Here is a 23,978-nt window from a genome sequence, read left to right as displayed (position 1 = left end):
TGGGGCGGTCACCGTTTGCCACCGCGTTTGTTGCCGCGTTTGGCCGTCGACCGGCTTCCGCGGTTGTGGTTCTGTTTCTTGCCCGGTGCGGCGCCTGCTCCGGGACGCGTGGGTTTCTGGCCGGGCTTGGGTTTGGCGCCGGCCGCGGTGTCCGGTGCGGCGGGCGTGGACTCGCCGGCCGGAGTGGCGTCGGTCTCCACCGCGTCGGCGTCGGGCTCGTCCGTGGACCCGTCCTTGGACAGCGAGACACCGGTCGAATCCGTGCCATTGCTGTTCGTGGCAGCGTTGCGCTTCTTCCGGTCGGGCCGCACACCCGGCTTCGGGGCGTTCGCCTTCAGCTTCTCCTGCTTGAGGAGCTTGGCCTCTTCCTCTTCCTTGGCGATGTTGCCGAAGACGATGTGCTGCTGGCCGTAGGTCCAGATGTTGTTGCTCATCCAGTAGAGGAGGATGGCGACCGGGAAGAACGGACCGGTGATGAGGATGCCGATCGGGAAGATGTACAGAGCGAGGTTGTTCATCATCCGCGTCTGCGGGTTCTCCAGCGCCGCCTCGGGCTGACGGGCAACCGAAGCTCGGGAGTTCATGTGCGTGGCGATCGACGCGATGATCATCATCGGCACGACGACGTACGCGATCTGCGGCCGGGTGAAGTCGATGGGGGAGCCCGGCTCGACGAACGCCTGGAACTCGGTGGCCGGCTCGACCAGATAGGACGACAGCGGAACCCCGAAGAGGCGGGCGTCGAGGAAGTTCTGCACCTGATCGGCGCTGAAGACGTAGTTGCCCTGCGAACGGGTCTCGGCGGCACTCATGCCGAGCTGGCCCATGCCGGTACCCATGCGGTTGAACGAACGCAGCACGTGGAACAGACCGATGAACACCGGGATCTGCAGCAGCATCGGCAGGCACCCGAGCATCGGGTTGAACCCGTGCTCCTTCTGCAGCTTCTGCATCTCCTCGGTCATCTTGACCCGATCCTTGGCGTACTTCTTACGAATCGCCTGGAGCTGCGGATTGATCTCCTGCATCTTCTTCGTGGTGCGGATCTGCTTCACGAAGGGCTTGTAGAGAATCGCGCGCAGGGTGAACACGAGGAACACCACCGACAGAGCCCACGCGATACCGTTGCCACCCGGGGTGTCGGGCGTGACATGGCTGAAGAGCCAATGCCAGACCCACATGATCCCGGAGACCGGGTAATAGATGAAGTCGAGCACGGGTCAGTTACCCCTCACTTGTTGTACTCACAGAGCATGCGTCTCGCCGGACGCCTGCTGATGGTTTCGAGGTCGGTGCGCTCCGGTCATCCCGCCCCACAGGCCGCGGCACAGTTCGCCGAAGCCGCGTTCGGGGACCGGGTCGTAACCGGGTCTGTGCCACGGCCCGCACTTGGCGAGTCGGACGATCGACAACACCGAGCCGTACAGAAAGCCGTGTCGGTCGAGCGCTTCGACCGCGTAGCCCGAGCAGGTGGGCTCGAACCGGCACGACGGTAGGCGCATCGGGGACACCCAGGTGCGATACAGCTCGATGAGGAAGATGACGGTGCGGCGGGGGAGGAGACGCACCCCCCGCATGAGGCGCGCGCCGGCCGCGGCCGAGGACTCGGAACCCGGCGGCGTCTCGGCGTGGTGTTCAGACGACGTGGCGTCGGGGGTTCCGCTCATGGCTACGACCCCACCCTCTCGGCCGGGACCGCAGCCGCAGCGGACAGGCCTGCGACCCGCTTGCTCGCGAACGCGTCACGGAGCTGGTCGGCGAGATCATCGCTGGATCGGTCTGCGGCACTGCGGCGAGCCCGGATGACCACGTAGGTCTCCGGGGGAAGGAGATGTGATGCATCCGTGAACGCGGCACGCAGACGTCGTGCCACGAGATGGCGGGTCACCGCGTTGCCGACGGACTTGCTGACGACAAGCCCGAGCCAGGGGCCGCCGACCATCGCGACATCCCGACGCAGACCTCGCGGGTCCGGCCAGTTCCGACCGACCATCGCGAGATGCACGACGAAGTCACGACTGTTCACCCGCGCACCGGACTTCAGGGTGCGAGAGAAGTCGGATCCCCGTGAGATCCGATGAAGGGGCGCAGTCATCGAACAGCTGACCGGATCCGCGGACGGATCCGGTGAGAGCCGACGATCAGGCGGTGAGCTTCGCGCGGCCCTTGGAACGGCGGCCGCTGACGATGGCACGCCCGGCGCGGGTCCGCATGCGCAGACGGAAACCGTGCACGCGTGCGCGACGACGGTTGTTCGGCTGGAAAGTACGCTTGCCCTTGGCCACGGTGACTCCTTGTGCTCCCTGTGGGCACGCCGGTTACCCGGGCATGACCCACATGTTGTGGTTGGTCTGTTGATCCAGGACGGTGCCGAACTGGTGTCGGTGATGACTCGGCGAACACGAACGATCGCCGCGCAAATCCGCAACCTGGATGACCAGTCGAGACTACTGACACCGAGCGTTCAAATCAAACGACGGGATCGCCTCGGGGGTACCGCCCCCGACCAGTGTGTTCTGAACCACGAAAGCAAGATTCTCAGCAGATTCGAGTCAAACGTCCCGATCGCTTTGTGGCCCCCGGTCACCTCTGTTACGTTCCTTCACAGCGTCGGCCACCCGCCTGCCGAGGAACACCCTCGGGGGCCTGGCTCAGACCGAAGTCCCCAGCTCGTCGTCACCTTTGTACACAGGTGTGGATAACCCTGTGGAAAGATGCGGTCTCCGGCGCCGATGTCACCAGTCTCGTCAACGCTGGTAGTTTTCCGGACCAGGAGGCCAGCCCCGTGACTTCAGACCGAGACACTTTCGGCGAGGTGTGGCAGCAGGTCGTCGCCGAACTCAACGACGACGAAGCCGCACGCGACCACGAACCACTGACACGCCAGCAGAAGGCGTGGCTGTCGCTGGTTCGACCCCTCACACTCACCGAGGGTTTCGCCCTGCTGACCGTGCCGACGGCATTGGTCCAGGAACAGATCGAACGAAATCTCCGCGAGACCATCCGCTCGGTCCTGAGCCGTCACCTCGAGGAGCCCGTCGACCTCGGGGTACGTATCGCGACCCCGCGCAACGACGAGCCGGTGCCCGAGGCGCCGGTACCCGACGCTCGTCCGATCGGTGGACGCGCCGCGGCCGCCGACTACGCTGCTGCCCCGGTCAATGCCGGTCTGGGCTCGGCCCCCGTGTCGGAGTCCCCGCGGCCGTCCGGCGACTGGGCGTCGTACTTCGCCGAGCGACCCACGTCCACGCCGCCGGCAACCGGGGCAAACCTCAACCCCAAGTACACCTTTGACACATTCGTCATCGGTGCGTCGAATCGTTTCGCGCACGCCTCGGCGGTGGCGGTGTCGGAAGCCCCGGCACGGGCCTACAACCCGTTGTTCATCTGGGGCGAGTCCGGTCTGGGCAAGACGCACCTGCTGCACGCCGCGGGACACTACGCACAGCGCCTCTTCCCGGGCATGCGGGTGAAGTACGTGTCCACCGAGGAGTTCACCAACGACTTCATCAACTCGCTGCGCGACGACCGACGGGTGGCGTTCAAGCGCCGGTACCGCGACGTCGATGTCCTGCTCGTCGACGACATCCAGTTCCTGGTGGGCAAAGAAGGTATCCAGGAAGAGTTCTTCCATACCTTCAACACCCTGCACAACGCGAGCAAGCAGATCGTCATCTCCTCCGATCGACCGCCGAAACAGCTTGCGACACTCGAAGATCGGCTCAGGACGCGGTTCGAGTGGGGACTGATCACCGATGTCCAGCCGCCCGATCTGGAGACGCGGATCGCGATCCTGCGCAAGAAGGCGCAGATGGACAACATCGCGGTGCCCGACGACGTCCTCGAACTCATCGCGTCGAAGATCGAACGCAACATCCGCGAACTCGAGGGGGCGCTGATCCGCGTCACCGCGTTCGCCTCGCTCAACGACGCCGCACTCGACAAGTCCCTCGCCGACGTCGTCCTGCAGGCGCTGCTGCCCAATTCGGGGACCCTCGAGGTCAGTGCGGCGAGCATTCTCGCGATCACCGCCGAATACTTCGACATCTCCGTCGAGGAACTGCGCGGTCCCGGTAAGACACGATCGATCGCCCAGGCACGTCAGATCTCCATGTACCTGTGTCGGGAACTCACGGACCTCTCGTTGCCGAAGATCGGGGAGACCTTCGACCGCGACCACACCACCGTGATGTACGCCGAACGCAAGATCCGCAAGGAGATGGCGGAGCGACGTCGGGTCTACGACCACGTCCAGGAGCTCACCGCACGCATCAAACAGCGTGCCGTCGGCTGAGACGCCCTCTCCCGTATCTGTAGCTCTCTCGCACCCCCGAGGCCGCATCGGCCCGGGGGTGCGGTCGTCTCACGGTCCGACTCCGGCGACCGGATTCAGCGGGCCCGAAGGCCAACTCTGTTCCTCGGGTCGAGGGTCGCGGACGCCGTCCGACGACTTGTCGTCTTCGGATCCGGCAACGAACGGCCCTGGTCGCGATTGATCACCAGTTGTGGATGATCCTTGGGATAACCCCGGTCGGCATGTGCACCGACGGTGGACGCCGCGCGAACAACATGAAAACTCCACACCGGTGCCCGGATCCGCTCGACGTTGCTCCACCGGTCATGCACACGCTCACACCCATCCGGACTGGCCCGATGGCATGGTTGTCCACAGATTGCACAGCTCCTATTACTGAGATGGATCCCTCTAGAAAGAGAATCTTTTGTAAGAAGGTCTGTGCACAGACCGTTGCCGATCGGCGCGCTCGGACGCCGCCGGTACGAGGGCCGGACTTGCCCCCAACCACTCCGGCTCGGGCAGTGGCGTTCTACAGTGGGATTCCCGGATGCGGGATCCCACTCCAGGCCGGCCGACCCACTGTGGCGCCGACCCGGCGATCCAGGCGGGAACGAGAACGAGAGAAGGGCAACCTCCCAGCATGAAGTTTCGTGTCGCGCGTGACGAGTTCGCTGATTCCGTCGCCTGGGTCGCTCGCAGTCTCCCGTCTCGTCCGCCCGTCCCGGTTCTCGGTTGTGTCGTGCTCAACGTCGGTGAGACGGGCCTGACCGTCTCGGGCTTCGACTACGAGGTCTCGGCGCAGGAGAACCTCGGCGCGGAGGTCGCCGAGCCCGGGCAGGTGCTGGTCTCCGGCCGGCTTCTCGCCGACATCACCAAGGCCCTGCCGAACAAGCCGGTCGACGTGACCCTCGACGGCTCGCGCGTCGCGATCACCTGTGGCAGCGCGAAGTTCTCCCTTCCGACGATGCCGGTCGAGGACTACCCGCAGTTGCCCGACGTCCCGTCCATCACCGGCACGATCCCGTCGCAGCTGTTCGCCGAGGCCATCTCCCAGGTGGCCGTGGCAGCCGGCAAGGACGACACGCTGCCGATGCTAACCGGCGTGCGCGTCGAGATCGAGGGCAATTCCGTCGTTCTCGCCGCGACCGACCGATTCCGTCTCGCGGTGCGCGAATTGCAGTGGGAGCCTTCTGATCCCGACACGAAGGGTGCCGTTCTGGTCCCGGCCAAGACGCTGTCGGAGAGCGCCAAGACCGCAGGTGCCGAGGGCACCGGCGTCGTCTCCCTGGCCTTCGGCGGGGGCGCGGCCATCGGATCCGACGGCATCCTCGGCATCCTCGGCGAGACCAAGAAGACCACCACCCGCCTGCTCGACGCGGAGTTCCCGAAGTTCCGTCAGCTGCTGCCGGCCAGCCACACCGCCGTCGCCACCATCGACAGCGGCCCGCTGATCGAGGCGATTCGACGTGTGGCCCTGGTCGCCGAGCGCGGTGCGCAGGTCCGGATGGAGTTCTCCGAGGGATCCGTGCTGCTCACCGCAGGTGGCGACGAGGCAGGCAAGGCCGAAGAAGAGCTACCGGTGTCGTTCCAGGGCGAACCCCTCACGATCGCGTTCAACCCCGGCTACCTGCAGGACGGACTGTCGGCGATCAACGCCGACGCGGTGGACTTCGGGTTCACCACGCCCAGCCGGCCCGCCGTTCTCCGTCCGGCCGGCGGCGAGGATCCGGTCGCGGACGAGTCCGGCGCCTTCGTCGCCCCGGAGAGCGCATTCAGCTACCTGTTGATGCCCGTCCGCCTTCCGGGCTGACGGCCGCCGCCGGCCTCGCGTCACCAGGATCGACGCCGACTCGTGTTCGTCCGTGAGCTGCATCTGAGGGATTTCCGATCGTGGCGGGCCGTCGATCTCGATCTGGCCCCCGGTCCGACCGTCTTCACCGGCCGCAACGGCTTCGGCAAGACCAACCTGCTCGAGGCGCTCTTCTATCTCTCCACCCTCCGGTCGCATCGTGTGAGTTCCGACGCGCCGCTGGTACACGCGGGATCCGCGTCGGCCTCGGTGATCGCGACCGTCGAGAACGACGGCCGCGAACTGACCGCGGATCTACGGATCAACGCCGAGGGCGCCAACAAGGCCGCGATCAACCAGAGTCCGGCACGCCGACCCCGTGATCTGCTCGGGATCCTCCGCACGGTGCTGTTCGCGCCGGAGGATCTGTCCCTGGTGCGGGGGGATCCGAGCGACCGGCGGCGCTTCGTCGACGAGCTCGTCGCTCAGCGGGGTCCACGTCTGGCCGCAGCCCGCGCCGATTACGACCGGGTCCTCCGCCAGCGGTCTGCCTTGCTCAAGACCGCCGCCGCAGCGCTGAGACGTGGTGGGGACCAGGCAGATTCGGTGATCAGCACGCTCGATGTCTGGGACGGTCAGCTCGCGGATCTCGGTGGTCAGGTGGTGTCGGCGCGGTTGTCGGTACTCGCGGAGCTCGAACCCCATTTCACCGGTTCGTACGCATCGATCGCGCCGCATTCCCGACCGGCCGTGCTCCGATACCGGCCCGCGGGGGGTGCGGAGATCGACGAACGCACGCCCGAGGCGATCGCCGACGTGCTGGCGCTACGCCTGACCGAGTTGCGCGACAAGGAGATCGAGCGCGGCCTGTGTCTCGTCGGCCCGCATCGCGACGACATCGACATCGTCCTCGGCAGCGATATCGCGAAAGGTTTTGCCTCCCATGGGGAATCCTGGTCGTTGGCCCTGGCTTTGCGCCTGGGATCCGTCGAGCTGACCCGTGCGGAGGGTGTCGAGCCGGTGATCATGCTCGACGACGTGTTCGCCGAACTCGACGCCAAGCGGCGTGCCCAACTCGTCGAGTTCACCGCCGGTGCCGAACAGCTGCTGATCACCGCTGCCGTGGCGGAGGACATCCCCGAGCGGATCGGCGGACGGCGAATCGGTGTCGACGTCGTCGACGACGACGAGGGACGGCGTTCGCACATCGTCGACGTCAACGGGGCCGGGGTTCCCGAGGATGATGACGATGACCGCGAGGGTGACGACGAGGTGGCCGCGGGGGAGGGAACCCATGAGTGAGGACCACCCATCCGCTTCTCCGGATGATCCCATCGAGCCGGCGCCGCGCCCGACGCCGCCGGGTGAGCTGGGCGGATACGAACGCGCCCGCAAGGCACTCGAAGAGGCCCGTGCGCAGGCCCGCGCCGCGGGGAAGTCCGTCGGTCGGGGTCGGGCGTCGCCGGTGCGTCGGGTACCGCGGGGATCCCAGGGTCGCCGACGCTGGTCCGGCTCCGGACCCGATGCGCGGGATCCGCAGCCGTTCGGCAGGCTCGTCGGAGGTCTGGCGAAGGAACGCGGCTGGCAGGAGAAGATCGGCGAAGGCACCCTGTTCGGCATGTGGGAGCAGATCGTGGGTTCCGACATCGCTGCACACTCGAAGCCGGTTGCTCTGCGCGACAACGTACTCCACGTCCAGGCCGAGTCGACGGCATGGGCGACCCAACTCCGTTACGTCCAGTCGCAGATCCTCGCCAAGATCGCGGCCGCCATCGGCAACGGTCAGGTCACCTCGTTGCGGATCAGCGGCCCGAAGGGGCCGTCGTGGCGCAAGGGCGAGCGGCATGTGCGAGGCCGGGGCCCGCGCGACACCTACGGCTGATGCGTCGCTAGCAGAGTCGCCGGCACTTTACTAGTTGCTGAGCCTCGTGGGCCGTTTTACATCCCCAAGCCACGATCGACCCGGGATGAAGCCAAGAAAATCGATCTGAGGGCCTGTTAGCGGCCCCGGATGCGCGTTCCAGGGCGAGTCAGGCAGTACACTGTGGGGAGTTGTCCCGACAGGGGTGCACAACAACAGACAGACAGCGCCTTCAGGCTACCCGGATCCACACACCGGGTATCCCTGTGTGCGTAGCCGCCGTGTGCCCCGTCGAGAAGGATCGACGACGGATCCGGAGACCCCCTGATCCGTCGATGAGCAGAACAGGAGCGGACGCACCTCGTGGCCGACACCAGCGACACCGGACCGAAGAAGAACAAGAAGAAGCCGTCAGAGTATGGCGCCGATTCGATCAACATCCTCGAAGGTCTGGAAGCCGTCCGCAAACGGCCCGGCATGTACATCGGATCCACCGGTGAACGAGGCCTTCACCACCTGATCTGGGAGGTCGTCGACAACTCCGTCGACGAGGCGATGGCCGGTTTCGCCTCTCGGGTCGACGTGACGCTCCTCGCCGACGGCGGTGTGCAGGTCGTCGACGACGGTCGTGGCATCCCGACCGGCATGCACCGGACCGGCGTGCCGACCGTCGAGGTCGTCATGACCCAGCTGCACGCCGGCGGCAAATTCGACTCCGACGCCTATGCGGTGTCCGGTGGTCTGCACGGTGTCGGCATCTCGGTGGTCAACGCGTTGTCCACCAAGGTCGAGCTGGAGATCCAGAACGACGGCTACAACTGGGAGCAGACCTACAGCTACGCCAAGCCCGGCGCCCTGGAGCAGGGGAGCGCGACGCGCAAGACCGGCACCACCGTCCGGTTCTGGCCCGACCCCGAGATCTTCACCGAGACCACGCGATTCAACGCCGAGACGGTCGCGCGTCGACTGCAGGAGATGGCGTTCCTGAACAAGGGCCTCACCATCACGCTGACCGATCAGCGCCCGCAGGCCGTCGAGCCGCCGGGTGATGCCGACGGCGACGAGGACGGCGGCAGCACCGAGGCCGCCGAGGTGGTGAAGTCCGAGGAGGAGAAGGCTGCTGCGGCGGCCAAGCCGAAGACCCGCACGTACCACTACCCCGACGGACTCGTCGACTACATCAAACATCTCAACCGCACCAAGCAGTCGATCCACAACACGGTGATCGGATTCAACGCCAAGGGTGACGGCCACGAGGTCGAGATCGCGATGCAGTGGAACGCCGGCTACTCCGAGTCGGTCCACACCTTCGCCAACACCATCAACACCCACGAGGGCGGCACCCACGAAGAGGGGTTCCGCGCGGCGCTGACCAGCACGGTCAACAAGTACGCGCTGGACAAGAAGCTGCTCAAGGAGAAAGACGGGAAGCTCACCGGTGATGACATCCGCGAGGGTCTCGCGGCGGTCATCTCGGTGAAGGTCTCCGACCCGCAGTTCGAGGGCCAGACCAAGACCAAGCTGGGCAACACCGAGGTCAAGGGCTTCGTCCAGCGGACCTGCAACGAGCACCTGGGTCACTGGTTCGAGGCGAATCCGGCCGAGGCCAAGATCATCGTGAAGAAGGCCGTCGACTCGTCGCAGGCGCGCATGGCCGCACGCCGCGCGCGCGAGATGGTGCGTCGGAAGACCGCCACCGACATCGGCGGTCTCCCCGGCAAGCTCGCCGACTGCCGCAGCAACGACCCGACCAAGTGCGAGGTCTACATCGTGGAGGGCGACTCGGCCGGCGGCAGTGCCAAGTCGGGCCGCGACTCGATGTACCAGGCGATCCTCCCGCTGCGCGGCAAGATCATCAACGTCGAGAAGGCGCGCATCGACCGCGTGCTGAAGAACGCCGAGGTGCAGTCGATCATCACCGCGTTCGGCACCGGCATCCACGACGAGTTCGACATCTCCAAGCTCCGCTATCACAAGATCGTGCTGATGGCCGATGCCGACGTGGACGGCCAGCACATCTCGACGCTGCTGCTGACCCTGCTGTTCCGGTTCATGCGGCCGCTCATCGAGCACGGTCACGTGTTCCTGGCCATGCCGCCGCTGTACAAGCTCAAGTGGCAGAAGTCGGCGCCCGAGTTCGCCTACTCCGACCGTGAGCGGGACGGACTGCTCGAGGCCGGCCGGGCGGCGGGCAAGAAGATCAACACCGACGACGGCATCCAGCGCTACAAGGGTCTCGGCGAGATGAACGCCAAGGAACTGTGGGAGACCACGATGGACCCGGCCGTGCGCGTCCTGCGCCAGGTGACCCTCGACGACGCCGCGGCCGCCGACGAACTGTTCTCCATCCTCATGGGGGAGGACGTCGCCGCTCGCCGCAGCTTCATCGCCCGCAACGCGAAAGACGTTCGCTTCCTCGATGTCTGATCGCCAAACGGTTGGCTCCGAGCCGCTGATCCGCACCCCGCTGGTTGAGGTGCGAGGCGGCGTCCTGAGGTGCGAGGGACGAGCCTCGAAGGAAGCGCTAGCGACGAGCCTCGAAACCACCGGCAGAAAGAATCCAAATGACTGACACCACCCTGCCGCCCGCCGGCGGTGAAGGCGATCGCATCGAGCCCGTCGATCTCGGGCAGGAGATGCAGAAGAGCTACATCGATTACGCGATGAGCGTCATCGTGGGCCGCGCACTTCCCGAGGTCCGCGACGGCCTGAAGCCGGTGCACCGCCGGCTCCTCTATGCATCCTTCGACGCCGGTTTCCGGCCGGATCGCAGCTACGTGAAGTCGGCGAAACCCGTTGCGGAGACGATGGGTAACTACCATCCGCACGGCGACACCGCGATCTACGACGCCCTGGTGCGTCTCGCCCAGCCGTGGTCGATGCGGTACCCGCTCATCGACGGTCAGGGCAACTTCGGCTCACGCGGCAACGACGGTGCGGCCGCCATGCGGTACACCGAGGCTCGCCTCACCCCGCTCGCGATGGAGATGTTGCGCGACATCGGCGAGGAGACAGTCGATTTCGTCCCGAACTACGACGGCAAGACCAACGAGCCGACGGTTCTGCCGGCCCGTATCCCGAACCTCCTGATCAACGGATCCGGCGGCATCGCGGTCGGTATGGCGACGAACATGCCGCCGCACAACCTCAATGAGGTTGCCGACGCGGTGTTCTGGGCACTGGAGAACCACGACGCCGACGACGAGACCACTCTCGCGGCGTGCATGGAGTGCATCAAGGGTCCCGATTTCCCCACCGCCGGACTGATCGTCGGCAGCCAGGGCATCAAGGACGCCTACATGACCGGGCGCGGCAGCATCCGCATGCGCAGCGTCGTCGACATCGAAGAGAACAAGGGGACCACCACGCTGGTGGTCACCGAGTTGCCGTACCAGGTCAACCCGGACAACCTCATCCAGTCGATCGCCGAGCAGGTCAACGAAGGAAAACTGAAGGGCATCAGCCGGATCGAGGACCAGTCCTCGGACCGCGTCGGCATGCGCATCGTGGTCACACTGCGCCGCGACGCCGTCGCCAAGGTCGTGCTGAACAACCTGTACAAGCACAGTCAGCTCCAGACCAGCTTCGGCGCCAACATGCTGTCCATCGTCGACGGCGTGCCGCGCACCCTGCGTCTGGATCAGATGATCCGCTACTACGTGGCGCACCAGATCGATGTCATCGTGCGTCGTACCCGGTACCGGTTGCGCAAGGCCGAGGAACGCGCCCACATCCTGCGCGGCCTGGTGAAAGCCCTTGACGCCCTTGACGAAGTGATCGCGCTCATCCGCCGCTCGGCGAACACCGAGACCGCGCGGACCGGCCTGATCGATCTCCTCGACATCGACGAGATCCAGGCCGATGCGATCCTCGCGATGCAGCTGCGTCGCCTGTCGGCCCTCGAGCGTCAGAAGATCGTCGACGAGCTCGCCGAGATCGAACTCGAGATCGCCGACTACAAGGACATTCTCGACAAGCCGGAGCGTCAGCGCGCGATCGTGCGCGACGAGCTCAAAGAGGTCGTCGAGAAGTACGGCGACGAGCGTCGGACCAAGATCATCGCGGCCGACGGCGATGTCAGCGACGAGGACCTGATCGCGCGTGAAGACGTCGTCGTCACCATCACCGAGACCGGGTACGCCAAGCGCACCAAGACCGACCTCTACCGCAGCCAGCGTCGCGGCGGCAAGGGTGTGCAGGGAGCCGGGCTCAAGCAGGACGACATCGTCAAGCACTTCTTCGTGTGCTCGACCCACGACTGGATTCTGTTCTTCACCACCCGGGGTCGGGTCTACCGCGCCAAGGCCTACGAGCTGCCCGAGGCGAACCGCACCGCGCGGGGCCAGCACGTCGCCAATCTCCTGGCTTTCCAGCCGGAAGAGCGCATCGCCCAGGTCATTCAGCTCAAGACCTATGAAGACGCGCCCTACCTCGTGCTGGCCACCCGCAACGGTCTGGTGAAGAAGTCGCGACTCGTCGACTTCGACTCCAACCGCTCCGGCGGCATCGCGGCGATCAACCTGCGCGGCGAGGACGAACTGGTCGGCGCCCAGCTGTGCAGCGCCGACGACGATCTGCTCCTGGTCTCACAGAAGGGCCAGTCGATCCGCTTCCACGCCGACGACGAGGCCCTGCGGCCGATGGGCCGACAGACCTCCGGTGTCCAGGGCATGCGGTTCAACACCGACGACACCCTCCTGTCGCTCAACGTCGTCCGCGACGGCACCTACCTCCTGGTCGCGACGTCCGGTGGATACGCCAAACGAACCGGCATGGACGACTACCCGGTGCAGGGCCGAGGCGGCAAGGGTGTGCTGACCATCGCCCACGATCGCCGTCGCGGCGAACTGATCGGCGCCCTCATCGTCGACGACGACTCGGAGCTCTACGCCATCACCTCGGGCGGTGGTGTCATCCGCACCACGGCGAAGTCGGTGCGCAAGGCCGGTCGCCAGACCAAGGGTGTGCGCCTGATGAACATCGACGAGGGAACGACGGTCATCGCGATCGCCCGCAACGCCGACGAGCCGGACGAGACTGAGGTCTCCTCCTAGGCGTTAGGGTGAAGACCACTGTTTCGCGGCCCGCCGACAGTCGGCGGGCCGGGGAACAGTGGGTTCGGACCCGGCGCCGAGCGAGCAACGTCAGAACGCCTGAGTGAGGGAATGTCTGTGAGCACACCGAACGAGCCGCATCAGGACCAGAACGGGCGCCCCGCCGGGGGGCCTGGGGGCCCCGGGACCGGTACCCCGACCGGGGGACTGGTGCCGCCCTGGCAGCGCGGACCCGCCGAGGATTCGGCCGCCGCACCGACCGAGACGTTCACTCGTGAGGGCGCGTCACGCCCCGGCGCCGACGGGAACCCGGGCGGCCCGCCGCAGAACAACCCGGGCGGCCCGCCGCCGAGCAACCCGGGCGGCCCGCCGCCGCGCGGCGTCGTCACCAACAGCGGCACCGCCGCCGCCAGCATGAGCGGCCAGCAGGCGCCGGTGACCAAGCTCGAGAGTCCGCGCCGGCCGGGTACGGCGACGGCCACCGAGGAACCCGGCTTCGTCGAGTCGCCGACCAGCACGATCGACCGAGGGCACCTGCCGGAGAACGACCTGCCCGATCTGGATCAGATCCACCACACGGCCGACCTGAAACGACCCGAGGCACCTCAGACGCCGCCGGGGGGCAAGTCGGCTCCGCGGTCGGCGCCACGCCAGGTGCTCGCTGCGGGGACCGCGCTGCGCGCGTCGGTGCAGGTGCGTCGGATCGACCCGTGGGCGACGTTCAAGGTCGCGGCGGTCCTGTCGGTGGTCGGCTTCTTCATCTGGATGATCTCCGTGGCGGTGCTGTATCTGATCCTCGACGGCATGGGCGTGTGGGATCAGGTGAACAACAGCTTCGGAACACTCATGGCCGAGGAATCGAGCACGAGTGGTGACGTCATCGGGGCCGGCACCGTCTTCGGCGGTGCGGCCCTCCTGGGGGCCATCAACGCCATCCTGCTGACGGCGCTCGCGACGATCGGCAGCTACATCTACAACATCTGTGCCGACCTCGTCGGCGGCGCCGAGGTGACTCTCGCCGACCTCGACTGAGTGAGCTCCTGACCAGCCGTTTTGTTTGTTGGGGCATCGGTCGGGTAATCTCACTCCTCGGTTCAAGGGCCTATAGCTCAGGCGGTTAGAGCGCTTCGCTGATAACGAAGAGGTCGGAGGTTCAAGTCCTCCTAGGCCCACTGCGACAGATGTTTTCGGACATCGGAATTCGCATCCCACCGAACCCATCCGGGTCGGTACGGGGCCTTAGCTCAGTTGGTAGAGCGCTGCCTTTGCAAGGCAGATGTCAGGAGTTCGAATCTCCTAGGCTCCACCATTTCTCGAAGGCGACGATGCGGCTCGACGAGCCACTCGTCGCCTTCGGCGTTTCTCCGATCGCCGACTCTCATCCCAGCCGCACAACCGGCCGGTCACCATGTGGACCGAAGAGATGCAGGATCTCGACGGGGCTGTCGTCGGCCGGTCCGAACCAGTGCGGTGTCGTCGGATCGAACCGAGCCGTCTCGCCGGGTTCCAGGACGTGCTCGGCGTCGGCGAGAAGTAGGCGCACTCGCCCGGCGAGCACATAGAGCCACGCGTGTCCGTCATGGGTGACGAGTCGCGGCTCACGCGGACCGAGGACGTGCTTGAACGCCCGTACCCGCCCCGGGTAGCCGGTGAGTGGAACGATGACACCCCCGGACGACACCGACCTCGGTTCGAGATGCACACGAGGATCACCCGTGGGCGGCGCGGCGACGAGTTGATCGAGCGAGACCCGATAGACCTTCGCGAGGGGGAGCAGGACGTCGAGCGTCGGCTGACGCTTCCCGGTCTCCACCCGGGAGAGTGTGCTGATGGACAGTCCCGACTCCTCGGCCACAGCGGTCAGAGTGAGCGCCCGCGCGAGCCGGAGCGTGCGAAGCCGCGGACCGATCGCGCTGATCAGCTCGGTCAGGTCAGCGGTCATGGCGTCATCTTTGCAGATTCCGCAAAAGCTCTCGCCGGTCGCGACTGCCGTCGCAGACCATGGACTCCATGAGCATCGGGTACGACGCAGGTGGCGTTGAGGTGGACGAATCGAACGAGCATCTACGAATCCTGCTTCTCGGCGGGCGCGGTGCGGTGGGCGAAGTCGTCGCCCGGGAGCTGGTGGACGCCGGCCATGTCGTGACCGCGACGAGCCGCACGGCAACCGGTGACGCCCGGGTCGATCTACTGGGCAACCTCTCGGAGTTGCGTGGTCTCGTTGCGCGACACGACGTCGTCGTCAATGCCTCGGGGATCGAGCGCCCGGAGCTCGGCACCGCGACCGGACCGACGCCACTGGTCGACGTCTCGGCGTCAGGGGCCTACCTCGACGCGCTGCGGGACGCCGCCGTGGGGCCGGTCGTCCTGGGAGCGGGGCTTGCACCGGGCCTGAGCACGATCCTGGCCGCCTCCCTCGACTCGCGCCCGGACGACGACCTCGATGTACTCGTGATGCTCGGGGCGGGCGAGAAGCATGGCCCGGCGGCAGTCGCCTGGACGGTCGGTCTGGTCGGCACCGACGTCCACCACCCGCCGGAAGGCCGGCCGGTGCGCAACCTCGGCGAGACCCGCCGCGCCACCGGACCGGACGGACGCAGCAGGCGCTATCTGCGCGCCGACTTCCCCGACCACGTCCTGCTCGACGACAAGCCCGGCGCGATCCGCTCGTATCTCACCCTCAGCTCGGCACCGATGACCGCGGCGCTGGGTCTGATCGGTCGGGTGCCGGTGTTGCGGAGCACCTTGACGTGGGCGCCTCCCCTCGGGTCGGACGCCTGGCATGTCGTCGCCGAGAACCGGCGGTCCGGTGAACGTCGACACGCCTGCGGTACAGGACAGTCCGAGGCGACAGGTCGGTTGACGGCGCTGGCTGCCATCCGCGCTGCGACAGAGCTGCGCGATTCGTCGCGGACTGCGGTGACGATGGCCGACCTCGTCTCGCTCGGCGACGCGCTCGCGGTGGTGACGTAGGTCCGCTCCTACGTCGCGGCGTATTCCACGATCGAGACCCCGGTCTCGAAGTCCTGACCACTGACGCGGCGAAACCTCCTGGGCGCGTACCGACCCGGAGCCATCAGCGGGATTCCGCTGCCGAAGAGCACCGGCTGACGTTTCAGGACGAACCGGTCGATCTCGTCGGCCAGCTGGGTCGCCAGATCGCCACCCCCGCAGAGCCAGATATCCTTTCCCTCAACCTGTTTGAGATCGCGCACGACGTCGAGCGGGTCGCGGTCGGTGAACGTCACACCGTCCACGGGGTCGCGTCGTCGATGGGTGAAGACGTACTGGTCGAGGTGGCGGTACGGGCTCGTGACCTCGGGCAGCCCCGCAGCGTAGGTGCCGGCTCCCATGAGCACGGTGTCGAAGATGCCTGCGCTCTGGTCGATCCCGAGTGCGGCGGCGTAGTCGGTCGGGATCGTGTCGGCGAATCTGTCGTTGATCCCGTCCATGTGATCGCCTTCGATGAGAAAGGCGTCGAACTGCCCGTCCGGTCCGGCGATGTACCCGTCGAGACTGACGGCCACGTAGTACACGAGTTCACGCATGTTGTCCCCAATCACTTCAGATGTAGTGGTTGAGAAACTACAGCACATGTAGTGGTTGCGCTATCGTTTTCCCATGGCCCGAAATGACGACCGCCGACGCGCGCTGGCCGATGCGGGCCTCGAAGTGCTCGCCGACACCGGCGCCCGCGGGCTCACCCACCGCGCCGTCGATCGTGCCGCCGGCGTGCCTGTCGGTACGACGACGAACTACTTCCGTTCTCGGTCAGCACTTCTGACCGGGCTGGTGGAGCGCATCTATGAGCGGCTGGCGCCGAGTGACGACTTCATCGCCGAACGGGTCGGGCGCACACCGACCCGGGAGCTGTTCGCCGAGTACCTCCGCAACATCGTCGAACGTCTGATGGCGAACCGGACCGTCACCATTGCACTGATCGAACTCCGGCTGGAAGGTATTCGGCGCCCCGAGGTCGCAGAGATCATCGTCGAATGGCGCCGCACCGGATTCGCCGGGGACGTTGCCTTCAACGAGCAGGCGGGCCTGCCGGGAACCGCGCGGGAGATCGCCCTGTTCCACTACGCGGTCGACGGACTCCTCCTCGACCAGTTGACCGGCCCCCTGCTCCCGGACGTACCGGTCGACGACATCGTCGATGCACTGGTCGACGGGTTGCTGCCCGGCTGAGCCGCGTCCCGCACCGACTGTCGATCAGGACTTGTCGCGCTCGAGGTGCGCGTACCGACGGCGGAACTTCTCGACCCGGCCGGCGACGTCGGGGATCGTGTTGACGCCGGTGTAGAACGGGTGCGAATCGCTGGTGACGTCGACGGTGATGAGCGGGTACTCGTTGCCGTCGGACCACGTGACGGTCGCCGACGACGTCGCGGTCGAGCGGGTGAGGAACTCCTTGCCCGTTGAACCGTCGCGGATGACGACGGGGTGGTAGTCGGGGTGGATGCCCTTCTTCATGCTGGGTGCCTTTCGGGAGATGGATGAGCGTCAGTTGTCCCGCGGGTCCGAGGCGTCGAGCCCCGGCATCGCGTCCACGGTCGACTCGGCGACGTCGAGGTCGTCGCACGGGTCGGCGTGGAACTGACCGAAGGGATCGTCGAAGGTCGACCAGAACTGCTGTCCCGCAGCGAATTCGACCTCGTTGAGGCAAGCGTTCCGCAGTGCCTCCTCGATGTCGGCGGGTTCGCCCGAGTGAACGAGCACGACGAGTGACGTGTGGCGGTCGCCGAACGTCTCGTCCCAGCGCAGGGCACCGAGGGCGCGACGTTCGGCGGACACCTCGGCGAGCTCGTCATCGGACATGGAGGCCAGCCAGGGGCCTCCGTGGGCGACGCGCAGCCCGCCGCCGGCCGACTCGAGCCACAGCGCCTCGTCGGGCTGTGTCGCCATCCAGAGCCGCCCGCGCGCACAGACGACCCCGTCGAGCAGCGCGTCGATCGCGTCGTGGAAACGGCCCGGGTGCAGAGGTCGGTCGCTGTGGAACTCGACCCAGGTGACCCCGCAATCGGATTCCAACGGAGGTTCACCGGCGAGGAGCGGGTCGTGCGGACCGTCGATGCGACCCCGCCGTGAACGTGGGGGCACCGCGGCGAGCAACTGCTCGGCGAGAAGCGGTGTGATCGGACGCTGGGGCAGCTCGAACATCATCGGGACATGCGGTGCGAGCCGCTTGAGGACGGCGACGAGTCGGGCCGACGCCCACGCGTCGCGGAAAGTCGGGTCGCACGCCGCGACCACGAGCGCATCGGCGAAGGCGACCTGTCCGACTGCCACTTGAGCGAGCGTGCGGTCGTCGTCGAGCGCGACGTGCCCGCCTTCTGCCAGGGAGAGGTCGCCCGTCGCCGACGTCAGCCAATCCTCCTCGGCGACACACGCAATGGTGAGGTCGACGCGGACGTCGGCGGCCGCCGGGGCGTCGTCGAACCCGGGCATGTCCGCGACGATGACGTTCTCGATCGACCAGGCGACCTGCTCGGGTTCCAGGACGGGATCGAGCGTGAGGACGATCCGGCTCACCGACGGTCGACGATGAAGGCGCCGGAGCAGGGGGAGCAGGTCCTCGCGCAGCGTGCACGAGATGCATCCATGGGCCAACTCGACGATGCAGACGTCATGTCGGCTACGCCCGTCGGGTCCCCGCCAACTGAGGGTCCGGACGACGCGCCCATCCTCCACCTGGGTCAGGTCGTGGTGTACCTGGACGCTGCCGACACCGCCGCACTCCAACGCATCGCCCACCCGATGGATTGTCGGTGCGTCGAGCCCGGTGACCAGGACGACCGGGGTTCGATGGTCGGTCGGTCCGGCGTCCTCCGGGCGGTTCGCGAGTCCATCGTCGAACACGACTCCACTCCGATCTATTGAGAATGATTTCCATTTGTGCTCCGACGACGGTACCGTGGCCGAACAGTTAATGCCAATCATTGTCGATAAGAACAGGAGGCAGCATGTCCAAGAGGTGCCAGGTCACCGGTCGGGTGCCGGGGTTCGGCAAGCAGGTGTCGCATTCGCACAAGCGGACGTCGCGCCGATGGGACCCGAACATCCAGCGTCGGCGCTACTACGTGCCCAGCGAGGGGCGGTACGTGACGCTGCGCGTGAGCGCCAAGGGGATCTCGACGATCGACAAGCACGGTATCGAGTCGGTGCTGCGCAAGATCCGCGCGCGTGGAGAGAAGGTCTGATGGCGCGCAACGAGATCCGTCCCATCGTCAAACTCCGTTCGACGGCCGGGACCGGGTACACCTACGTGACCCGGAAGAACCGGCGGAACGATCCGGATCGGATGGTGCTGCGAAAGTACGACCCGATCGCACGCACCCATGTCGACTTCAAGGAGGACCGCTGATGGCCAAGAAGTCCAAGATCGTCCGCAACGAACAGCGCAAGGAGGTTGTCGCACGGTATGCCGACCTTCGCGCCGAACTGAAACGTGCGAGCGTGGCGGCAGATTCGACGCCCGAGGAGCGGATGGAAGCGCTACGACGCCTACAGCGGTTGCCACGCAACGCAAGCCCGACGCGTCTGCGGAACAGGGATGCGGTCGACGGCCGTCCGCGCGGGTACATCGGGAAAGCGGGTCTGTCCCGCGTCCGGTTCCGAGAGCTCGCGCATCGCGGCGAACTACCCGGGATCCAGAAGTCCAGCTGGTGAGAGGGCCCTACGAGAACCAGGAACGGTGATGGCCAACAAGAGAATCCGCCAGCGCGACGACGTGCCGGCCAAACGCAAGAAGAACCTGCTCGCAGCGCAGGGTGTACGCGTCGACGGGCGTAATCCGGTCGACTACAAAGACGTCGCGCTGCTGCGGCAGTTCTTGTCCGACAAAGGACGTATCCGGAGCCGACGGCTCACCGGATTGAGTCCGCAGGAGCAGCGCCAAGTCGCCACGGCGATCCGCAACGCACGCGAGATGGCGTTGCTGCCGTACGACTCTCGGCACTGACGCGCGCCTCGGTATCTGCGGCCTGGCGGCCTTCGTGGAACAACAAAAGAACACTCGTGAGCGTCCCGATCTCTGCTCCCTGAGGTGCGAGCGAAGCGAGCCACGAAGGGGCTGGCGAGGTATCTCACCAGGCCCTTTCGTGGCTCGTCGCCAACGCTCCTCGCACCTCAGGGAGCAGACGGGGGCGCTTCTTTCGGATTAGGGAGCGGGAGGGGCGTCGCTAACGCTCCTCGCACCTCGGCGAGCAAAAGCCCTACTTCGAGCCCTGCGGGACGTTCTCGAGTCGATCGAGCAGGGTGCGGGCCAGCGATTCCGACGATGCGGGGTTCTGGCCGGTCAGCAGGTTGCCGTCGGTCTCGATGTGGACCGTCCACGGTTCGGCGAGGGTGACCTTGAATCCCGCCTGGGTGAGCCGGTCCTGCAGGAGCCAGGGAGCCTTGTCGGCGAGCCCGGCCTGCTCCTCCTCGGCGTTGCTGAAGCCGGTCACCGTGCGACCGGCGAACGCGTTGACCCCGTCGGGAGTGTTCGCGGCGAGCAGGATCGCCGGCCCGTGACAGACGATCCCGACCGGTAGTTGCGCCTCGTCGGCTGCGATCAGGAGGCCACCTGCGTCCGCGTCGACCGCCAGATCCTCCATCGGGCCGTGTCCGCCGGGAACGAACACGGCGTCGTAGTCGGCGATGCGAACGTCGGTGAGCGCGATCGGCTTCTTCAGTTCGGGTGCGGTCTCGACCACGTGGCGGATCTCGGCCGCGCGCTCGGGCGTGCCGATGCTCTCGACCGCCAGACTGGTCTCGTCGACCGGTGGCTGTACGCCGTTCGGGGTGGCCACCGTGACCTTGTATCCGGCCGCGCGGAAGACCTCCAGTGGGGCGACGGCCTCTTCGGCCCAGAACCCGGTCTTGTGAGCCGAGCCGTCGTTCAGCGTCCAGCTTCCGGCGCCGGTCATGATGAAAAGGATGTTGCGTGTCATCTGAACCTCCTGTGCCCAGGTAGACGATGTGGACATCGTCCGCCAACGTAGAGAACAACCGCGATCTCGGCCACGGTGCAGGTCAGGTCAGGTCAGGTGAGACCGGTGAGCTCGGCGGAGCGCTGCCACAGACCGTCGATCAGTGTCTGGTCGTGGGCCTGGCGATTCTCCCGGCCGTTGGGCTTGTGGCGGTTGAAGTACACCCCGTTGACGCTCGGGTCGGCGCCGCGCTCGGCCAGGGCGATCAGCGGGGCGGCACCCTGCTCGGGGGTGATGGTCACCAGGCGTGTGATCGGGGACCGATAGGCGAGCCCGACGAATCGCGAGTCGCGGCCGAAGCTCGTTGCCGCGGGTCCGGGATGCACTGCGGCGGAATAGATCTTGTCGGCAGTCCAGCGCTGGGCGATCCCGCGCGTGAACAGGATGTTCATCAGCTTGGCGGTGCCGTACGGGCGCATCGCGAGTGTCCGGCGTTTCTCGAAGTCGAGATCATCGAGGTCGACCTGCCCGAAGAGATTGCCCACGCTGGAGGTGTTCAGGACCAGGGACTGCGGTGCCGCGGCCAGTCGGTCTCGCAGCAGGTGAGTCAACAGGAACGGCGCGAGGTGGTTGATCTGGAAGTTGAACTCGTGCCCGTCGGCGGTGCGTTGGGACGAGTCGAACGTCCCGCCCGCGTTGTTCATCAGGACGTCGATCGCCCCCACGGCACCGTTGATCTCGGCGGCGAGGTCCCGCACCTGCGCCAGATCCGAGAAATCCGCGGTGAACTGGGTCGCGCCGGTCTCCGCCGCGATCGGCGCGAGCTTCTTCGGTGAGCGTCCGACGAGGACGAGATTGGTATCGGGCCCGGCCAGGGACCGGGCGGCGATCGCGCCGATACCGTCGCTGGCGCCGGTGAGAACGATGGTGCGGGTCGGTTCGGCCATCACTGTCCCTCCGCCGTGCCCTCGGAACCGCCCAGAGCGTGGCCCTGATCGGAGTGACCGGTGTGGGGAGCGGCCTCGTAGGCGGCCTTCTCCTCCTCGGTCCGCTTCGTCTGCCCGATCGGGGTGTCACCGGCGGCCGGCAGAACCGACTCGGGACCGTGCTCCTCGTCCGGATCGTCCCGCAGATCGGGGTCGGTCTTCAGTTCGTCTTCGTTCGTCGTCCAGGTGGGCTTCTCGTTGTCCGGCATCTCTCCACCTTGCCCGAAGACGCTCGAATTCACACCGGTATTGACTTCAAGTTAACTTGAGGTTGTCTGCTCGTCGTTGTGACCACACTCGGCCCGGCCAGCCGGCGCATCGGCCTCATCCTCGTCGTCCCGACCCTCATGGTGATGCTCGACGTGACGGTGGTGACCGTCGCGCTCCCACAACTCACCACCGAATTCGACGCCCCGCTGTCCAGCGTGCAGTGGGTGACCACCGCCTACGCGCTGGCCCTTGTGGCGGTGATGCCGCTATCCGCGTACGCCGGCAATCGGTTCGGCGGTCGGCGCGTGTACTGCGCGGCGCTGTTGGTCTTCGTCCTCGGCTCACTGCTCACCGCCCTGTCCTGGAACATCGTCAGTCTCATCGTCTTTCGCGCCTCACAGGGACTCGGCGGCGGAATGCTACAACCCGTGGGCATGGCCATCGCGCTGCAGGCGGTGCCCGGGAGACTGCGCGGTCGGATGATGGCCATCTTGGGACTGCCCACCCTCGTCGGTCCCGTGCTCGGTCCGGTGCTGGGCGGCGTTCTCGTGGACCATGGCAGCTGGCGCGTCGTGTTCGCGGTCAACGTTCCCCTCGGACTGATCGCGGTGGCGTTGGCCTGGCGATTCTTCCCGCGGACCGGCTCTCGCCGGATGCCGCGGATCGACCTGCGTGCGGTTGCCGCTCTGTCCCCGGGTGGTGCGTTCCTGGTTCTCGGCCTGTCTCGCGCCGGGGACACCGGTTCGCTCCTCGCGGCGTCGATCCTGGTGCCGGTCGGTATCGGCGTGATCCTGTTGGCGTACTTCGTGCGCCGGTCGCTGCGCAGCCGCACCCCCGTCCTGGATCTCCGACTCCTGGCACAAGCTCGCCTGCGTGGTGGCGTCGTGGTGATGATCTTCTTTGCCGGGGCGTACTTCGGCTCGATGACCATTCTGCCGATCTATGTCCAATCGGTCCGGTCCGATTCGGCCACGACCGCAGGCATGCTGTTCGTCCTCCCCGCGCTCCTGAGCGGCATCACTCTCCAGATCGCCACCCGCGTGGCCGATTCCGTGGACCCACGGCGGGTCGCGATCTGCGGGATCGTGCTGTCGACGACGGCGATGATCCTGATGGCGACGCTGCTCGACGAGTCCACTTCCTACCCGGTCATCGTCGCGATCCTCGCTCTCATGGGAATCGGTGTCGGAGCGACGATGTTGCCCACCATGACCGCCGCCACCCGCGATCTCGAAGGCGCCGACACCCCGGGTGGCACGACCATCCTCACGACCTCGAACCAGTTCGCCGTCGCGATGGCATCCGCCGCGATCACCGCCACCATTGCGGCGCTGATGAACTCGCGCAGCGGGGCGGTCGACGATCGGGGAGTGGCGGGGGCGATGACGTTGAGTCCCGCCGAACGCATCGACGCCGCGCCCGAGTTGGCCTCGGCGATCGCCGACACGTACCTCCTCACGGCCGGTCTGCTCGTGTGCGCCCTCCTCGCGGCCGTGTTCGTGATGCCGGCGCGGCGGGCCCTTCGAGACGCTCGCAAGCTCGCTCCTCAGGGGGCGGGGTGAGACGCTCGCAAGCTCGCTCCTCAGGGGGCGGGATGAGACGCTCGCTCCTCAGTAACTGCGACCGTCGTGGACTGCGAAAGCACTCGTTGTGACCGGAGCGGGCCCAATTACTGCTCCCTGAGGAGGCCGGAGCTTGCGGAGGCCGTCACGAAGGGTCCTGGTGAGATGCGTCACCGAACCCTTCGTGGCAGTGAGAATGGGTGTGGTGGTCGTCATGGGTTGAGGCCTGACCTGCTTCGTGGCTGACGGTGCTGTCATGGACGAGATCTGTCGGCCTCACTGCGCTGGCGATCACCGCAACAC

25 protein-coding genes and 2 tRNA genes are annotated in these 23,978 nt (G+C 66.5%); 16 read left to right on the top strand and 11 right to left on the bottom strand.

The window, feature by feature from the left end; all coding sequences use genetic code 11:
• Window positions 1–8: 8 nt before the first annotated feature.
• The 4 genes from yidC to rpmH are packed head-to-tail and all read right to left on the bottom strand — an operon-like array spanning window position 9 to window position 2,285.
• On the bottom strand, window positions 9–1,217 hold the full coding sequence (gene yidC, locus MHN80_RS21465; protein WP_004020971.1) for a membrane protein insertase YidC: 1,209 nt from the start codon (window positions 1,215–1,217) through the stop codon (window positions 9–11).
• A gap of 27 nt (window positions 1,218–1,244) precedes the next feature.
• Window positions 1,245–1,667, bottom strand: a complete 423-nt coding sequence (gene yidD / locus MHN80_RS21460; protein ID WP_374206402.1) for a membrane protein insertion efficiency factor YidD — start codon at window positions 1,665–1,667, stop codon at window positions 1,245–1,247.
• Between the two features lie 2 nt (window positions 1,668–1,669).
• Window positions 1,670–2,095: a ribonuclease P protein component gene (gene rnpA, locus MHN80_RS21455; protein ID WP_239403599.1), complete on the bottom strand. Its 426-nt coding sequence runs from the start codon at window positions 2,093–2,095 to the stop codon at window positions 1,670–1,672.
• A 46-nt stretch (window positions 2,096–2,141) separates the two neighbouring features.
• Window positions 2,142–2,285: a 50S ribosomal protein L34 gene (rpmH, locus tag MHN80_RS21450; RefSeq protein WP_004020968.1), complete on the bottom strand. Its 144-nt coding sequence runs from the start codon at window positions 2,283–2,285 to the stop codon at window positions 2,142–2,144.
• A gap of 500 nt (window positions 2,286–2,785) precedes the next feature.
• Here rpmH and dnaA point away from each other — a divergent pair, with 500 nt between their 5' ends.
• The 9 genes from dnaA to MHN80_RS21405 all read left to right on the top strand — a co-directional run bounded on the left by dnaA (window position 2,786) and on the right by MHN80_RS21405 (window position 14,310).
• The gene (gene dnaA, locus MHN80_RS21445) at window positions 2,786–4,294 is read left to right on the top strand and encodes a chromosomal replication initiator protein DnaA (RefSeq protein ID WP_039866015.1); all 1,509 of its coding nucleotides are present in this window, start codon (window positions 2,786–2,788) and stop codon (window positions 4,292–4,294) included.
• Between the two features lie 643 nt (window positions 4,295–4,937).
• A complete protein-coding gene (gene dnaN / locus MHN80_RS21440; protein ID WP_064571351.1) occupies window positions 4,938–6,107 on the top strand; it encodes a DNA polymerase III subunit beta in 1,170 nt (389 codons plus the stop codon).
• A gap of 42 nt (window positions 6,108–6,149) precedes the next feature.
• Window positions 6,150–7,388, top strand: a complete 1,239-nt coding sequence (recF, locus tag MHN80_RS21435; RefSeq protein WP_239403598.1) for a DNA replication/repair protein RecF — start codon at window positions 6,150–6,152, stop codon at window positions 7,386–7,388.
• Window positions 7,381–7,968: a DUF721 family protein gene (locus MHN80_RS21430; protein ID WP_239403597.1), complete on the top strand. Its 588-nt coding sequence runs from the start codon at window positions 7,381–7,383 to the stop codon at window positions 7,966–7,968. The genes recF and MHN80_RS21430 overlap by 8 nt, the downstream gene beginning before the upstream one ends.
• Window positions 7,969–8,310: 342 nt before the next feature.
• Window positions 8,311–10,374 carry a DNA topoisomerase (ATP-hydrolyzing) subunit B gene (gene gyrB / locus MHN80_RS21425; protein ID WP_004020963.1) on the top strand — a complete coding sequence of 688 codons (2,064 nt, stop codon included), beginning with the start codon at window positions 8,311–8,313 and terminating at the stop codon, window positions 10,372–10,374.
• Between the two features lie 137 nt (window positions 10,375–10,511).
• Window positions 10,512–13,001 carry a DNA gyrase subunit A gene (gyrA, locus tag MHN80_RS21420; RefSeq protein WP_101820438.1) on the top strand — a complete coding sequence of 830 codons (2,490 nt, stop codon included), beginning with the start codon at window positions 10,512–10,514 and terminating at the stop codon, window positions 12,999–13,001.
• A 117-nt stretch (window positions 13,002–13,118) separates the two neighbouring features.
• Complete coding sequence (locus MHN80_RS21415; protein WP_239403596.1) at window positions 13,119–14,033, top strand: DUF3566 domain-containing protein; 915 nt, start codon at window positions 13,119–13,121, stop codon at window positions 14,031–14,033.
• 66 nt (window positions 14,034–14,099) lie between these two features.
• Window positions 14,100–14,173: transfer RNA gene (locus tag MHN80_RS21410), tRNA-Ile, on the top strand.
• A 61-nt stretch (window positions 14,174–14,234) separates the two neighbouring features.
• Window positions 14,235–14,310: transfer RNA gene (locus tag MHN80_RS21405), tRNA-Ala, on the top strand.
• 69 nt (window positions 14,311–14,379) lie between these two features.
• On the opposite strand, the gene MHN80_RS21400 is transcribed toward MHN80_RS21405, so the two are convergent.
• Window positions 14,380–14,943 carry a helix-turn-helix domain-containing protein gene (locus MHN80_RS21400; RefSeq protein ID WP_239403595.1) on the bottom strand — a complete coding sequence of 188 codons (564 nt, stop codon included), beginning with the start codon at window positions 14,941–14,943 and terminating at the stop codon, window positions 14,380–14,382.
• 68 nt (window positions 14,944–15,011) lie between these two features.
• On the opposite strand from MHN80_RS21400, the gene MHN80_RS21395 reads away from it, so the two are divergent.
• Window positions 15,012–15,974: a saccharopine dehydrogenase gene (locus MHN80_RS21395; RefSeq protein ID WP_239403594.1), complete on the top strand. Its 963-nt coding sequence runs from the start codon at window positions 15,012–15,014 to the stop codon at window positions 15,972–15,974.
• 8 nt (window positions 15,975–15,982) lie between these two features.
• Here the strand turns inward: MHN80_RS21395 and MHN80_RS21390 are convergent, their stop codons facing one another.
• Entirely contained in the window at window positions 15,983–16,549 is a 567-nt protein-coding gene (locus MHN80_RS21390) for a dihydrofolate reductase family protein (protein WP_101820436.1), read from the bottom strand.
• Window positions 16,550–16,622: 73 nt separating this feature from the next.
• On the opposite strand from MHN80_RS21390, the gene MHN80_RS21385 reads away from it, so the two are divergent.
• Window positions 16,623–17,192, top strand: coding sequence for a TetR/AcrR family transcriptional regulator (locus tag MHN80_RS21385; protein ID WP_101820435.1), 570 nt, complete (start codon window positions 16,623–16,625; stop codon window positions 17,190–17,192).
• A 24-nt stretch (window positions 17,193–17,216) separates the two neighbouring features.
• Here the strand turns inward: MHN80_RS21385 and MHN80_RS21380 are convergent, their stop codons facing one another.
• Window positions 17,217–17,477, bottom strand: a complete 261-nt coding sequence (locus MHN80_RS21380; RefSeq protein ID WP_239403593.1) for a type B 50S ribosomal protein L31 — start codon at window positions 17,475–17,477, stop codon at window positions 17,217–17,219.
• Window positions 17,478–17,507: 30 nt separating this feature from the next.
• The gene (mrf, locus tag MHN80_RS21375) at window positions 17,508–18,863 is read right to left on the bottom strand and encodes a ribosome hibernation factor-recruiting GTPase MRF (protein WP_239403592.1); all 1,356 of its coding nucleotides are present in this window, start codon (window positions 18,861–18,863) and stop codon (window positions 17,508–17,510) included.
• Between the two features lie 104 nt (window positions 18,864–18,967).
• Here mrf and rpmB point away from each other — a divergent pair, with 104 nt between their 5' ends.
• The 4 genes from rpmB to rpsR are packed head-to-tail and all read left to right on the top strand — an operon-like array spanning window position 18,968 to window position 19,965.
• A complete protein-coding gene (gene rpmB, locus MHN80_RS21370; protein ID WP_004020952.1) occupies window positions 18,968–19,204 on the top strand; it encodes a 50S ribosomal protein L28 in 237 nt (78 codons plus the stop codon).
• The gene (rpmG, locus tag MHN80_RS21365) at window positions 19,204–19,368 is read left to right on the top strand and encodes a 50S ribosomal protein L33 (protein ID WP_239403591.1); all 165 of its coding nucleotides are present in this window, start codon (window positions 19,204–19,206) and stop codon (window positions 19,366–19,368) included. The genes rpmB and rpmG overlap by 1 nt, the downstream gene beginning before the upstream one ends.
• The gene (rpsN, locus tag MHN80_RS21360; RefSeq protein WP_239403590.1) at window positions 19,368–19,673 is read left to right on the top strand and encodes a 30S ribosomal protein S14; all 306 of its coding nucleotides are present in this window, start codon (window positions 19,368–19,370) and stop codon (window positions 19,671–19,673) included. Before rpmG ends, rpsN begins: the two co-directional genes overlap by 1 nt.
• 28 nt (window positions 19,674–19,701) lie before the next feature.
• The gene (rpsR, locus tag MHN80_RS21355) at window positions 19,702–19,965 is read left to right on the top strand and encodes a 30S ribosomal protein S18 (protein WP_004020949.1); all 264 of its coding nucleotides are present in this window, start codon (window positions 19,702–19,704) and stop codon (window positions 19,963–19,965) included.
• 253 nt (window positions 19,966–20,218) lie between these two features.
• Here rpsR and MHN80_RS21350 read toward each other — a convergent pair whose 3' ends face one another.
• From MHN80_RS21350 to MHN80_RS21340, 3 genes are all read right to left on the bottom strand, one after another.
• Window positions 20,219–20,938, bottom strand: a complete 720-nt coding sequence (locus MHN80_RS21350) for a type 1 glutamine amidotransferase domain-containing protein (RefSeq protein WP_239403589.1) — start codon at window positions 20,936–20,938, stop codon at window positions 20,219–20,221.
• 92 nt (window positions 20,939–21,030) lie between these two features.
• Complete coding sequence (locus tag MHN80_RS21345) at window positions 21,031–21,864, bottom strand: SDR family NAD(P)-dependent oxidoreductase (RefSeq protein ID WP_239403588.1); 834 nt, start codon at window positions 21,862–21,864, stop codon at window positions 21,031–21,033.
• On the bottom strand, window positions 21,864–22,112 hold the full coding sequence (locus MHN80_RS21340) for a hypothetical protein (RefSeq protein ID WP_004023329.1): 249 nt from the start codon (window positions 22,110–22,112) through the stop codon (window positions 21,864–21,866). The genes MHN80_RS21345 and MHN80_RS21340 overlap by 1 nt, the downstream gene beginning before the upstream one ends.
• Window positions 22,113–22,190: 78 nt before the next feature.
• Here MHN80_RS21340 and MHN80_RS21335 point away from each other — a divergent pair, with 78 nt between their 5' ends.
• Entirely contained in the window at window positions 22,191–23,675 is a 1,485-nt protein-coding gene (locus tag MHN80_RS21335) for a DHA2 family efflux MFS transporter permease subunit (RefSeq protein WP_239403576.1), read from the top strand.
• The last annotated feature ends 303 nt before the right edge of the window (window positions 23,676–23,978 follow it).

Origin of the sequence: Gordonia sp. McavH-238-E, assembly GCF_022348225.1 — a bacterium.
Lineage (GTDB): Bacteria > Actinomycetota > Actinomycetes > Mycobacteriales > Mycobacteriaceae > Gordonia > Gordonia terrae.
This window is presented reverse-complemented; position numbering and strand designations above follow the sequence as displayed.

Coding starts and splice junctions, on each gene's coding strand:
- rpmG (WP_239403591.1), top strand. CDS start 19,204: ATGGCGCGCAACGAGATCCGTCCCATCGTCAAACTCCGTTCGACGGCC.
- rpsR (WP_004020949.1), top strand. CDS start 19,702: ATGGCCAACAAGAGAATCCGCCAGCGCGACGACGTGCCGGCCAAACGC.
- MHN80_RS21395 (WP_239403594.1), top strand. CDS start 15,012: ATGAGCATCGGGTACGACGCAGGTGGCGTTGAGGTGGACGAATCGAAC.
- rnpA (WP_239403599.1), bottom strand. CDS start 2,095: ATGACTGCGCCCCTTCATCGGATCTCACGGGGATCCGACTTCTCTCGC.
- MHN80_RS21340 (WP_004023329.1), bottom strand. CDS start 22,112: ATGCCGGACAACGAGAAGCCCACCTGGACGACGAACGAAGACGAACTG.
- MHN80_RS21345 (WP_239403588.1), bottom strand. CDS start 21,864: ATGGCCGAACCGACCCGCACCATCGTTCTCACCGGCGCCAGCGACGGT.
- yidD (WP_374206402.1), bottom strand. CDS start 1,667: ATGAGCGGAACCCCCGACGCCACGTCGTCTGAACACCACGCCGAGACG.
- MHN80_RS21385 (WP_101820435.1), top strand. CDS start 16,623: ATGGCCCGAAATGACGACCGCCGACGCGCGCTGGCCGATGCGGGCCTC.
- MHN80_RS21390 (WP_101820436.1), bottom strand. CDS start 16,549: ATGCGTGAACTCGTGTACTACGTGGCCGTCAGTCTCGACGGGTACATC.
- dnaN (WP_064571351.1), top strand. CDS start 4,938: ATGAAGTTTCGTGTCGCGCGTGACGAGTTCGCTGATTCCGTCGCCTGG.
- gyrA (WP_101820438.1), top strand. CDS start 10,512: ATGACTGACACCACCCTGCCGCCCGCCGGCGGTGAAGGCGATCGCATC.
- MHN80_RS21380 (WP_239403593.1), bottom strand. CDS start 17,477: ATGAAGAAGGGCATCCACCCCGACTACCACCCCGTCGTCATCCGCGAC.
- MHN80_RS21430 (WP_239403597.1), top strand. CDS start 7,381: ATGAGTGAGGACCACCCATCCGCTTCTCCGGATGATCCCATCGAGCCG.
- rpmB (WP_004020952.1), top strand. CDS start 18,968: ATGTCCAAGAGGTGCCAGGTCACCGGTCGGGTGCCGGGGTTCGGCAAG.
- MHN80_RS21400 (WP_239403595.1), bottom strand. CDS start 14,943: ATGACCGCTGACCTGACCGAGCTGATCAGCGCGATCGGTCCGCGGCTT.
- rpsN (WP_239403590.1), top strand. CDS start 19,368: ATGGCCAAGAAGTCCAAGATCGTCCGCAACGAACAGCGCAAGGAGGTT.
- MHN80_RS21350 (WP_239403589.1), bottom strand. CDS start 20,938: ATGACACGCAACATCCTTTTCATCATGACCGGCGCCGGAAGCTGGACG.